This window comes from Novosphingobium hassiacum (genome assembly GCF_014196055.1).
In the GTDB taxonomy this organism is placed as follows: Bacteria; Pseudomonadota; Alphaproteobacteria; order Sphingomonadales; family Sphingomonadaceae; genus Novosphingobium; species Novosphingobium hassiacum.
Window position 1 is genome coordinate 332,540 of the sequence record NZ_JACICY010000004.1, and the last position, 11,972, is coordinate 344,511.

An 11,972-nucleotide genomic window follows, 5' to 3' on the forward strand; every position below is an offset into this window, starting at 1 on the left:
CACGCTTATCATGACCCGCGAGCACGCCATGCTTTGCACAGGTGCAGTCAAACCAGCCTGCCGAAGCAGGCCCACCAGATGCTCCTGACAAACCTCAGGCTCGCGGGTTTACGCGTTTGTGAGGCGCGTCCAGTCTGGTACGAATCGAAGCGGATCGGGCGCAACGATGCGCTGGTAGTATATGACGGTTTCATCAAGGCTTTGGCGCAGCAAGCGTTCCGCCTTGGCACCCGCGCCCGTCTTGATAGCTCGCAAGGCTTCGCCAATTCTGGCGTAGGTTTTCTGCCAGGGCTCCAGATTCTCGGCGGGCAGATCTTCGGCAGTCTTGGGTACGGCTTCCAGCTGAAGCTCGACGATCATTGTCATCATGCCGCCAATCAGCCTCAGCGCCTCGTTGCCGGACATGGCGCAGATCTCGGCCTTTAACCGGTGCAGGGCCAAGGTTGCATGGCGCGGGTTGCCCGCGCCGCGGGGGACGTCTTCGTAATATCGCAACGCCGTCGTCAAATCGGGCTTGGGGCTGCGCTCAGCTGCAAGGCGCGCCGCAGTTGGCGTCAGCGCGGCGGCCAGTTGCATTATATCCAACAGCGAAGCACCATGGAGCTGCAGCGCCAGTGCTGCCTGTTCTGCCGCTTGCTCGTACGAAGGGTAATGTACCCTCGCACCCTTGCGACCCCCTCGGGTTGTGGTGATGAGACCCTGCGTTTCGAGGATGCGGATTGCCTCTCGCAAGGTCGGGCGGGATACGTCGTACTGAGTCATCAGCTCAGGTTCAGGCGGAAGACATTCCCCCGCCTTGATCTCGCCGCGTGCGATCCGACCTTTGAGATCGTTCGCCACGATCTGTGAAGCCTTGAGGACCTGCAGTGATATGCCGGTAAAGCTGCTTGCGCTCGCCGTCTGGGGGAAGGAATCTTCAGCCACGGGTTGTTGATCACCTCATGTTTCACTATTTGGTCTGGCTCTACGGACAAGATCTGGCAAGCGCAATGGCGGCAGCTTGTCTGTGCTCACCCTTGTGTCAGTAAAATCGCCCCCCCAGGCGCGCCGCCCCCGGTTGTGACGACTGAAACCTGGGGATCGCCGGGCACCTGTCGATCACCTGCTTCGCCCCAAAGCTGGACGCATGCTTCGTGCAGAAAACCATAGCCCTGCAACCGTCCTGCAGAAAGCTGTCCGCCGTGGGTGTTGATGGGCAACTCCCCATCTAACGCGATCCGTGTTCCCCCTTCAACAAACCGCCCGCCCTCACCTGTCGGACAGAACCCCAATGTTTCAATCCAGCTGAGACAGTTGAAGGTGAAGCCATCGTAGATTTGCGCCATTGCGACGTCGGCCGGCTTCAGATCGGTACGCGCCCACATCGAACTGGCAGCACCTTTCATCAAAGGCTCATGATCAATGGTATCCTGGTCCCAGCTCCAGCGTTCGGTCGTCTGACCTCCCATCGCTTCAATCCGTATCGGATTTGGACGGCGCGTATCCCTGGCGGCGTCGGCGGCGGAAAGCACCATGGCAACTGCGCCATCGCAAGGCACGTCGCAATCATAGAGCCCGAGCGGCGTCGAGATCATTCGCGCCGACAGATAATCGTCCATCGTCAGCGGATCCTTGTAGACCGCATACGCGTTGAGCGCCGCATTGGCTCTGGCATTCAGCGCAATTGCACCCAGCTGTTCGCGCGTTGTTCCGTACTTGTTGAAATGTCGGTCAGCGTAAAGCGCGATCCAGTTTGCTGGCGAAAAGGCGCCAAAAGGCAGGCGCCATTGATGATCTCCTTCCACCCATGGGGCTTGCGGTGCCGGATCACGATCCGAGCGTGCCCGCGCCAGCGCCGTGGTCTCCCATGTGCAGCGGAAGATAAGGACATGGCGGCACAGACCGGCCGCAATCGCCAGCGCTGCCTGCAAAAGTGGACCGCTGTGCCCCGCCATCTCGTGGCCAGACACGAACCATCGAGGGTGTATTCGCAGTACCTCCTCGACATCGATGATCCCTGCCCCGCTGTATCCGTCCGACGATACGGGGCCCATGTGACAGGCAAGGCCGTCTATATCCCGACGCGTAAGCCCTGCGTCGGCAAGGGCCGCAATGCAGGCATCAATCGCAAGGCCGACCGGGTCGACTCCGAGGCGCCGCCCGACTTGGGACATCCCTATACCCGTGATGCGGCTCCTGCTTTCGAACTTGTCCATCACTTCGGCTCCAACTCGAACAGAGGCAACCAGGCTGGCCCTTGTCGTTCAAACACGACCCGCACGGGTGCGCCAATCTCGACCTCATCGGGCTCGCAATTGATGATACGGGTGGTCAGCCGCACGTAAGGCGCTTCGGCGATTTCAACCAAGGCGATCAGGTAGGGTGGCGGAAACGCGGCGTGCCAAGCGTGATGGTTGATCGTGCGGGCCACGACTTTTGCGCGTCCGGATACCGCAACACTCGCAATCTTGCTGCCAAGGCAAATCGGGCAGCGTGGCAACGGCGGGTGCAGAAAATGCCCGCACGAAGCGCAGCGCAGGAAGCGCAAGGTGCCGTCGCTCCCCGAAGTCCAAAAGAAGGCGTTCTCTGGCGTCAGCCTTGGATACGGTCGTTCCATCGAAGTCCTTTCTCCATGCCGAGGCCCTTACAGGCAGCATGAGCAAAACGCATTGGGGGCTTGGCATTATTTGACCGATAGGTCTAGAATGACTTTATTGCGAAAGTACGCGGGGAGTGAAGCATGGGTAATATCGATTTGACTGGAGGCTTGGACGCCTCGCTCGACTACCCGCTGGCCCGAAGGCCGGAGAATCCGCAGATGCGTGACAGCGTGTCGATGTGGATTTCGGACGATCAGGGGCGCTTCGGCTTGCCCCGGGTATGCATCGAGGCGGTTGCCGAAATATGGGAAAACCGCGGCATTCAAGCCAACATTGGCTTTCCGGATGGGCGCATTCTCAACGGCGCTGGGGGATACGCCCCAACTCACCCTGCCGCCGACCAGCCTCGTCATGAGATAATCGATGCCGGCCCTCTGGCGTTCCGGGTGATCGAACCACTGCGGCGCTGGACCATGCGCTTCGACGGCAAGGCGACCGACACGACGGTGCAGCGCCAGATCGGCAACGATCCGGGTGGGCCGGAGAAACGCGTTCGGGTGGAGATCGAAGCGGTAATGGCTGTCCCGCCGTGGATTGCTGGCGAGCAGGCTGTCGCGGCGGGCGACACGTCTACCGCCAGCGCTATCGGCGCGATCGGCGGCCACCGTCACGAACAGTTGTTTCGCTGCAGCGGCTTTCTTGAAATCGAGGGCGAAGACCGCATGCCGTTCACCGGCCCAGGGTTGCGCATCCGGCGTACTGGCGTGCGCAACGTCGGCGACTTCCCCGGGCATTGCTGGCAATCTGCCCTGTTCCCGAGCGGCAAGGCCTTCGGGCTGACCGCCTTTCCGCCCCGCAGCGATGGCACCTCGGCCTATAACGAAGCCTTCGTGTGGGACGGCGCACGCAAACGCTACGCGAAAGTCATCGAAGCGCCGTGGCTCAACCGTCTGCATCTGAACGGAGCAAACGCGGATGTGGTGCTCGAAACCAGCGATGGCGAGCGCATCCGGATTTCGGGTACGGTCAGGGAATCAGCCTTTTTCGATCAGGGGACACCGTTGTTTGGGGATTGGTCCTACGATGGCGGTGTGGGCTTGCCGTTCCATCAGGGCGGCGTGCTTTACGAGTGGGATGGCGAGACTACTTATGGCATGATCGAGCGGTCGCTGCCCAAGCACCGGATTCAACCTTGAGCAGACCTGCGGCACGCTTCGATCGTTCGAGCACAGCAATGGCGGTTGCAGCTTCCGCGAACCTTTCCGGAAAGCTGGCGCTGGTCACCGGGGCGACGTCGGGACTGGGCGTCGAGATAGCGGCAGCACTTGCCGCAGCCGGCGCCAACCTCGTTCTGGGCGTACGAAACAGGATAGAGGGGAACGCCGTAGCCGAATCGTTGCGGCGTCAGAGCGGCCGCCACGTTGAAGTCGAAACGGTCGATCTGTGTGACTTCGCTTCAGTTGCAAGAGCGGCCGACTCCATCTGCGCACGTCACGATGCGCTCGACCTGCTCATTGCAAATGCGGGCGCATCGAAAACCCCCGAAAGTCATCAGGGCAATGGCATCGACGTGCGGTTTGCCGGCAACCACCTGGGACACTTCCTGTTGGCAAACCTGCTCCACCCGCTTCTCCGCCAACGAGGCGCGCGTATCGTCATGCTCACTTCGGCTGCACACCGCGGGCGCCCGGTGCGATTCGACGATCTCGCATGGATCGAGCGGCCGATGGACGAATTCGCGGCGTACGGAGAATCAAAAACCGCAAACATACTGTTTGCAATGGAAGCGAGCCGCCGCTGGGAGAGAGACCGGATCGCAGCCAGTGCAGTACTACCAGGTACGATCCTTACCGGGTTGCAGCGCTATCACGGTGCCGATCTGAAGCAGGCCATGGGCTTCATTGGTACCGACGGCAAACCCGATCCGCTGGTAAAAACCGTGGCCCAAGGTGCAGCAACTGCCGTCTGGGCCGCGACCGCACCTGAACTCGCCGGCAAGGGCGGCGTCATACTGGAAGACTGCGCCCTATCCCGCCCACATAGCGCTTCGTGCCATCCGTGGACCGGCCACGATCCTGCCATTCTGAGCTACGGATCTGCGCATCGGCTTTGGATCGAGTCGGTTGCCATGCTACGCGCATGCGAAGCTCCAATCCCACTATGGTGCGAGAACTGATCTCTAAACAAGTCATAATCCGAGATCGTCGAATGCTGCAGCGGCAGGAAGCACTTCAATGGCGCAGCATTTGGGATGACGGGAAGATTCCAGTGTAATGCTAGCTTCGCGCAGACGCCGAATAACGGAGCGCTGCATGCAAGGGACTGCCGCACGAGGAAAACCTTTGATATGTTTGTTTTTTAAGTGCTTTACCTCGTTTCCGACAAGCCCGACGCTGCGCTTGCGTGCCTCAGGCGGCCGTCCCCGAACAATTGGACGCCAAGGCAATTTCAGCTTCCACACCGCCGCCCTACATTTGGGCCTTGTTTGACTCATTGCACCTCGTTATACATGTCAACATGCAGCGGCGAACCTGTCGGGACGAACAAAGGCGGGCGGCAGACGATTGAGATCAGTTGATGCGCTACCAGCCTCCATCTGCTCGCGCTGAAGGGGTTTGGAAACGACCAGCCTGCAAGCGACTGCGGATAACCGTCAACGAGCGTTGCAGCGAGGGCGGACACATTTTTTGGTTACAATGCGACGCAGGTCGCAATTCCGGAATTTCGGAAGGGGAGGAAAAATAATGCGTACTTTTCTGCTTGCCACTTGTGCGATCGGCGTCGCCACGTGTCCGGGCTTGGCATTTGCTCAGAGCACGGCGAGATCCACCGCAGCACAGGCGTCGGCTAGCGCCGATGAACCGCAGGAAGGCGTGGCGGATATCGTCGTTACGGCGCAGCGTCGGGCTGAAAACCTGCAGCGCGTGCCGATCGCGGTGACCGCGATCAACGCCGCACGTCTCGAAACGCTCGGCGTTCGCAGCGTTGCGGACATTGCCAAGTTCACGCCAAGCCTCAGCTTGGACCCATCGCCAAGTTCGCCTGCCTTCGGCAGCATTCTGAACCTGCGCGGGCAGGCCACAACAGGCGGAATTCTGCAGCTCGAGCCCACCGTGGGCGTATACCTCGACGGCGTGTATATGCCGGGTCAAGGCGGCTTCTCGGCTGGAAACGTTCTGGATGTTGCCCAGATCGAAGTGTTGAAGGGGCCGCAGGGAACGCTTTACGGCCGCAATACCACTGGCGGCGCGATCAGCATCACCACGGCGCAGCCTACTGACGAATTCGAAGGTCGCGTTAACGCCGGCATCGGCAATTTCGGGCGCCGGGAACTCAACGGGGTTATCAATATCCCCTTGGCCGAAGGACTTTCGACCAGGTTCGTCGCCGGTTACACCAATGATGATGGGTTTGTTCGGGATCTCCGGTCGGGCCAGCGGCTCGGCAATGCCGAAAGCTTCGTTGCGCGCGGCACGTTGAAGGCGGAAATGGGCGCCGTCACCGCAGTTGTCCGCGGGGACTACACCCACGCCAAGGGCAATGGCGCACCGTGGCAGCCGGTGGGGATTCTTCCCAACAGTCCTGCTGCAACCGAGTACGCCGCGCAAAAGAACGGCGCCGCCTTCACGACGCCATTCTTTTTGTTCAACACGCCGGTGGCATCTGGCGGGTGCGGTCGCCTGACCTCTACTTCGCCTGCATGTCTTACCGCTGCGCAGACGTTTGGCGCCTTGCTGGCCGCCGCGCCTGGGCAGGCGGCATCCGAACAAGGCGCCGGCAAGGCCCCCAACGTCCTTGACCGCGCTTTCAGTTCGCCCGGCAAGAGCGACGTGCAGTTCGGTGGTGTTTCGCTCGATCTGTCGACCGATGTCGGCGCGGTGACGCTGCGTTCGATCACGGGTCTGCGCTGGTTGGACAACATCGTCGAAAGCGATCTTGATGGCTTGCCGCAGAATATTCTGTTCAGCCCCAACCATCAGTACGCCCGTACCTTCTCGCAAGAATTGCAAGCATTCGGCAAGGCGATAGATAACCGGCTGGATTACATCCTCGGCGCCTACTACTATCGCATGACTGGCTATGAATACAACTTCGCCCGGGCTCTGCCGACGATCAACCCTAACAATCCCAACACGCTTCTCAACGATCTCGGGACGAAAAGTTGGTCAGTATTCGGCCAGACGACATTTTCCCTGACCGATAAGTTGGACGTAACTGGCGGGCTTCGTTACACCGATGACCGAAAAACGGAAGTATCGCGGAGCTTCAACCCCGGTGGATGCCAAGTTCCCGTTGCAGACCGGATTAACGGTGCTTGCCTCGGCCGATTCCGTGCAGAAGCAGATAACTTTTCCTATCTCGTCCGTGTGACATACAAACCCAGCGATGACCTTCTTTTCTACGCGGTCCATTCCACTGGCTTCAAGGGCGGCGGCATCTCTGCAGGTTCAGCTGCACCGGGTTCGTATGATCCGTTTCTCCCCGAGAAAGCGAAGAATTACGAAGTCGGTTTCAAGGCTGACCTGCTTGACCGCAAGCTGCGCGTCAACGGTGCAGGCTTCTATGTGGATTACAGCGATCTGCAGCGCAGCGTTGTAACCGTGAATGCAAGCGGTGCACCGGTTACTCGCGTAACGAATGCCGCCAACGCGCGCATCCAAGGCCTTGAGGCGGAAGTCACCGTTCAGCCGATCAGCCATTTCACCATCGTGATGACTGGCAGCTACACGGACGCGAAGTACAAGAAGTATATAACGGGCGTTGGAGCGACTGCGCGCGACCTGTCGGATAGAAAGTTCCAGGGCGTGTCCAAGTGGCGCGGCAGCATCTCCGGCAACTTTCGCGTGCTTGATGGACCGACCGAGGTCGATCTTTCAGGCAACTATTCCTATCGCAGTCGGTTTAACGTGTACGAGGACGCGAGCCGCAACGATCCGGCTGATCACTTCCAAGACGGCTTTGGTCTTGCTGGTGCGCGCTTGACCGCAAATCACGCCGCCACGCGCACGCAGGTTGCCCTGTGGGCACAGAACATCTTTGACAAGCGCTATCGTGCGGCCAGTTCGGACCTTTCGGACACCTTGGGCGTCAACGTTTCGATTACGGGCACACCTCGGACTTACGGTTTGAGCGTCACCCAGCAGTTCTGACGCACTGCCTTACGATCGAGGCGCTTTGCCTTTCTGCCGCCGCCGACCAACAGTCGGCGGCGGTTTCGTATCCGCCCCGGCCTTTCAGCGCGAGCGCCAGCCCTGAACGCCAGATTGATGAGGATTTTGAAAGATGACGGACGTTTCATCGCGAATTCCAGTGATTGTGGGGGTAGGCCAGATCAATGACCGCCCAGCCAATCCGATCGAAGGACTTGATTCTGCCCAGCTCATGGCAGCCGCCTTGCTGCTCGCGGATCAGGACGCCGGAGGCGGCTGGTTGGCAGATGCTGACATGCTGGCAATAGTGGACCAGATGTCATTCCGGGAGCTCAACCCAGTCGGTGCGCTCGTCGCAGATGCGGTCGGCGCAACGCCGCGCATCATCGAGCAGACCGAAATTCCCAGCGGTGACAGTCCCACCATTCTGCTCAACGAAGCCGCAAACCGGATCGCTTCGGGCGAAGTGTCGGTCGCGGCCATTGTCGGTGGCGAAGCCTTGCGCACCGCTGCAGCCCGAGCAGCCGCAGCCTCGGGCGGTGAGCGCCAGAACATCGTCCGAGCCGGAGCAAGCAAAAGAACAGGCTACCGCTTCGACTATGGCTTGGCCACGCCCACCGATGTCTATCCCTTGTACGAGAATGGCTGTCGCGCTGCCTGGGGCCAAAGCCTGGACGAAGCCCAGCGGGAAAGTGGCACGATATGGTCGCGCTTTGCCGAAGCTGCCCAAGAAAATCCGGGCGCCTGGATCCGCAAGCCGGTCAGCGCCGAGGAAATCATCGAACCCAACGCCGGTAATCGGCGGATCGCGTTTCCTTACAACAAGCTCATGGTCGCCAACAGTTCGGTCAACCAAGGCGCGGGCTTCATCGTGACGAGCCTGGCCGAAGCCCGCAGGCGCGGCGTGCCAGAAGAACGGATCGTATTTGTCGGCCTTGGTGCTGCTGCCCACGAGCCCGAAGACCCGCTAGCACGTGATGGCTATGCCAGTACACCGGCCATGGCGGTTTCGCTGAACAAGGCGCTGGAGCTGAACCAGTTCAAAGCGGCCGAACTCGATTTCGTCGAACTCTACAGCTGTTTTCCATGCGTTCCGAAGATGGCGCGTCGGGTGCTCGACTGGCCAATCGACAAGCCAGCAACGGTCTTCGGCGGGCTGACTTTCGGCGGAGGCCCGATCGGCAATTACATGAGCCATGCCGTCGTCGGCATGGTTCAGAAACTGCGCAGCGAGGGCGGCAAAGGCCTCCTCTTTGCGAACGGCGGATACGCGACGCACAATCATTCCATCGTTCTGAGCAGCACGCCTATCGCTGCAGCGGCTTTCCCCCAGGACTACCACTTCCAAGCCGAGGCCGATGCTGCGCGCGGGCCAGTTCCGCCTCTTGTGCCCGGCTATTGTGGGCCGGGGACCATAGAGACCTACACCGTCATTTATGATCGCGTTGGCGAACCCAGCTTCGGCGTGGTTGTGGGACGTTCACCGGCTGGCGAACGCTTCCTTGCCCAAGTGCCTGCAAGTGATGAGAAGACAATCGCCTTTCTGACCAATGGCCAGAACGAACCGGTGGGCACCGCCGGGGAGGCGATAGCCGGTGATGGTGGTCTAGTGCTCTGGACGAGCACCGGTTGCTAGAGCATCGTCGGGTTTATCTGATCCATCGTTGTTACCGCATGAAGCTTCCCGGCACGGCGCGCGCCGCTGTCCGGGTGGCTTCCTGACGCACCTGCAACACGGCGGGCCGATGTGGCCATTACAGCGGTGCAATCTAACGTCTTTTGCCCCTTGGCCTCAATCATTTCATGCTTGACCGTCCCACCTCGGCTATTTACGGACGATATAGTCCGAAATAGGAGGTGTAATGTCGCTGATCGACCCTGAAGCGCGGCAGGCGATGCGCGAGAGCTTTGCCAGGCTGCTTGCCGACCGCTGCACAGAAGCCGACGTGCGCAGAATCATGGCTGCCGACACCGCCCATGATCCAGACCTGTGGCGGGCCATGGCGGACCTTGGAGTGCTGGCAACACTGATACCCGAGACATTCGGCGGCCTTGGCGGAGGTGCACTGGAGGCCGAGACTTTGATGGAGGAAGCCGGTGCCGCGCTACTTCCTGGCCCTTTTTTCTCTAGTGCAGTTCTCGCGACCGCAATGTTGGTCGGGAGCCAGGACGATGATGCCAAGCAGCGTCTGCTTCCTGCTCTGGCCTCAGGCGAGATCATTGGCACAGTGGCGCTGGCGGGTCCTGCGGGCTTGTGGGATGCCACAGATGGCGAGATCGTTGTGACAGATGGATGCCTGCTGTCGGGCTCGGCGCATTACGTCAGCGATGGCGCGCTGGCAGACCTTCTGCTCGTGGTCACAGGGACGGGCACCAGTCGCCAGCTGTACGAAGTCACCGACCGAACCGGTGTGGCCCTAACTCCGCTCAAGACCTTTGACATGACACAACCGCTCGCCAAGCTGGTCCTCGACAAGGCGGAAGCGCGAGCAATCGTTGGGGCCGATGCAACGGCGATCGATCACGCTCTCGACATCGCCCGCGTGGCATTGGCAGGCAGGCAGGCAGGTGCGGCGCAGCGCAATTTCGACTTCACCGTGGAATATCTGCGCAATCGCGTCCAGTTCGGCCGCCCGGTCGGTGGCTTCCAAGCGATAAAACATATGGCGGCTGATCTGTTGATCGAGCGGGAATCGGCGTTGACGGGCGCGCGCATCGCAGCAGAACGACTGGCGGCGGGCGCCGACGATTCTGCCGAACTTGTGGCAATGGCCAGCTTCGCCGTCAGCGAGGCTCAGCTTAAGATCGCAAGCGATTCCATACAGCTGCACGGCGGCATTGGCTTCACTTGGGACTATCCCGCCCATCTTTATCTGCGCCGCGCACGCCACGACCAGATGTTTCTCGGCTCCAACGCGCATGCGCGCGAGCGCTTCGTCTCGATCCTGGAGAAAACCGCATGACTGACGAGGATCTGATAACCGAAGTCCGCGATTGGCTGGCTGATAACTGGGAACCCGTTAGGTTCCAAGATACCCATTCCAACGGGCCTCTTATCTGGCGGCAGATGGTCCACGCGCGTGGCTTTGCAGTTCCAAGCTGGCCTACCGCCTTTGGCGGGCTGGGCCTGACGCCGGACCAGAGCAAGCTGGTGGAGACCGAGTTCCGCAAAGTTCGCGCGCCCGGTTCCGGGCAGGACCGGTCACAGATTGGTGCCAATCTCGTGATGCAATACGGCACGGACCAAGCCCGCACGGATCTGCTGGAAGGTTTGATTACCGGCGAGTTCACCTATTGCCTGCTTTACAGCGAGCCCGGCGCAGGTTCTGACCTTGCAGCTGTGCGCACCCGCGCGGACCTGGCCGATGACCACTATGTCATCAATGGCCAGAAAGTGTGGACTTCCGGCGCTGCCACCGCCACTTTTGGATTGCTGCTTGCGCGCACCGACTGGGACGTGCCCAAACACGCCGGTCTCAGTTTCCTGGTCTGCCCAATGAAGCAGGAGGGGATCGAGGTTCGGCCGCTGCATCAGATCAATGGCGACAGTCACTTCAATGAAGTGTTCATGGATAATGTTCGGGTACCGGCGGCCTATCTGCTGTCTACCGAAGGTAACGGCTGGAAAGTCATGCAAAAGGCGCTGGCCTATGAGCGCCTCATCATGGGCGAAGGCTCAGCCGAGCGAGCCAGGAGCAAGCAAAGCCAGGACAGCCGGGTCGATTTGGTGACGCTCGCCAAGGCGCACGGCCGATTGGGTGATGCCAGCCTACGCCAGGAGATTGCACAGGCGATCGCCTGGCGTCGCCTGAACGAATACAACGGCCAACGCGCGCAAGCTGCCGTAGCGTCAGGCGAGGCTTCGCCGCTCATGTCGCTCGGGAAGCTCGCCATGTCGCGTGTATTGCACAACGATACACGGATCATGCGGGAGATATTGGGCGCGCAGGCGCTGTTCGACGATCCAAGCTTTGCCGACGCGCAAGACATGAATTACCGTTCGCTTCACGCCTACATGAACTCGATCGGTGGCGGAACCGACCAGATCCAGCGCAACATTATTGGCGAACGCGTGCTCAATCTCCCTCGTGAAGTAGAGTGGGACCGCGACATTCCGTTCCGGGAATCGCAAGCTGTGAAACCTTCTGGGTGTAGCGCGACAAACCAGATGAGAATTGCGCGTCAATCAGGATGAGAATGTGATTGTCGCGGCGCGTCAATCAGTGCCGATTTTGATTGTCGC

The 11,972-nt window shown here is 60.3% G+C and carries 9 protein-coding genes; 6 read left to right on the forward strand and 3 right to left on the reverse strand.

What is annotated here, in order from left to right:
* Positions 1-108 precede the first annotated feature (108 nt).
* From GGQ88_RS11015 to GGQ88_RS21295, 3 genes are all read right to left on the reverse strand, one after another.
* Positions 109-924, reverse strand: a complete 816-nt coding sequence (locus tag GGQ88_RS11015) for a GntR family transcriptional regulator (RefSeq protein ID WP_183613205.1) — start codon at positions 922-924, stop codon at positions 109-111.
* A gap of 86 nt (positions 925-1,010) precedes the next feature.
* Positions 1,011-2,195 carry a thiolase family protein gene (locus GGQ88_RS11020; protein ID WP_221214618.1) on the reverse strand — a complete coding sequence of 395 codons (1,185 nt, stop codon included), beginning with the start codon at positions 2,193-2,195 and terminating at the stop codon, positions 1,011-1,013.
* A complete protein-coding gene (locus GGQ88_RS21295; RefSeq protein WP_246385835.1) occupies positions 2,195-2,596 on the reverse strand; it encodes a Zn-ribbon domain-containing OB-fold protein in 402 nt (133 codons plus the stop codon). The genes GGQ88_RS11020 and GGQ88_RS21295 overlap by 1 nt, the downstream gene beginning before the upstream one ends.
* Positions 2,597-2,719: 123 nt before the next feature.
* On the opposite strand from GGQ88_RS21295, the gene GGQ88_RS11025 reads away from it, so the two are divergent.
* The 6 genes from GGQ88_RS11025 (at position 2,720) to GGQ88_RS11050 (ending at position 11,924) form a co-directional block, all read left to right on the forward strand.
* Positions 2,720-3,775: a hypothetical protein gene (locus GGQ88_RS11025; protein WP_183613206.1), complete on the forward strand. Its 1,056-nt coding sequence runs from the start codon at positions 2,720-2,722 to the stop codon at positions 3,773-3,775.
* Complete coding sequence (locus GGQ88_RS11030) at positions 3,772-4,755, forward strand: SDR family NAD(P)-dependent oxidoreductase (RefSeq protein WP_183613207.1); 984 nt, start codon at positions 3,772-3,774, stop codon at positions 4,753-4,755. The genes GGQ88_RS11025 and GGQ88_RS11030 overlap by 4 nt, the downstream gene beginning before the upstream one ends.
* 568 nt (positions 4,756-5,323) lie before the next feature.
* On the forward strand, positions 5,324-7,729 hold the full coding sequence (locus tag GGQ88_RS11035; protein ID WP_183613208.1) for a TonB-dependent receptor: 2,406 nt from the start codon (positions 5,324-5,326) through the stop codon (positions 7,727-7,729).
* A gap of 133 nt (positions 7,730-7,862) precedes the next feature.
* Positions 7,863-9,365: an acetyl-CoA acetyltransferase gene (locus GGQ88_RS11040; protein ID WP_183613209.1), complete on the forward strand. Its 1,503-nt coding sequence runs from the start codon at positions 7,863-7,865 to the stop codon at positions 9,363-9,365.
* A gap of 226 nt (positions 9,366-9,591) precedes the next feature.
* Complete coding sequence (locus GGQ88_RS11045) at positions 9,592-10,692, forward strand: acyl-CoA dehydrogenase family protein (protein ID WP_183613210.1); 1,101 nt, start codon at positions 9,592-9,594, stop codon at positions 10,690-10,692.
* Entirely contained in the window at positions 10,689-11,924 is a 1,236-nt protein-coding gene (locus GGQ88_RS11050; protein ID WP_183613211.1) for an acyl-CoA dehydrogenase family protein, read from the forward strand. The genes GGQ88_RS11045 and GGQ88_RS11050 overlap by 4 nt, the downstream gene beginning before the upstream one ends.
* Positions 11,925-11,972: the final 48 nt, after the last annotated feature.

Bases quoted from the DNA above. Each gene is read 5' to 3' on its own strand.
- GGQ88_RS11040 (WP_183613209.1), top strand. From the start codon at position 7,863: ATGACGGACGTTTCATCGCGAATTCCAGTGATTGTGGGGGTAGGCCAG.
- GGQ88_RS11035 (WP_183613208.1), top strand. From the start codon at position 5,324: ATGCGTACTTTTCTGCTTGCCACTTGTGCGATCGGCGTCGCCACGTGT.
- GGQ88_RS11020 (WP_221214618.1), bottom strand. From the start codon at position 2,195: ATGGACAAGTTCGAAAGCAGGAGCCGCATCACGGGTATAGGGATGTCC.
- GGQ88_RS21295 (WP_246385835.1), bottom strand. From the start codon at position 2,596: ATGGAACGACCGTATCCAAGGCTGACGCCAGAGAACGCCTTCTTTTGG.
- GGQ88_RS11025 (WP_183613206.1), top strand. From the start codon at position 2,720: ATGGGTAATATCGATTTGACTGGAGGCTTGGACGCCTCGCTCGACTAC.
- GGQ88_RS11050 (WP_183613211.1), top strand. From the start codon at position 10,689: ATGACTGACGAGGATCTGATAACCGAAGTCCGCGATTGGCTGGCTGAT.
- GGQ88_RS11045 (WP_183613210.1), top strand. From the start codon at position 9,592: ATGTCGCTGATCGACCCTGAAGCGCGGCAGGCGATGCGCGAGAGCTTT.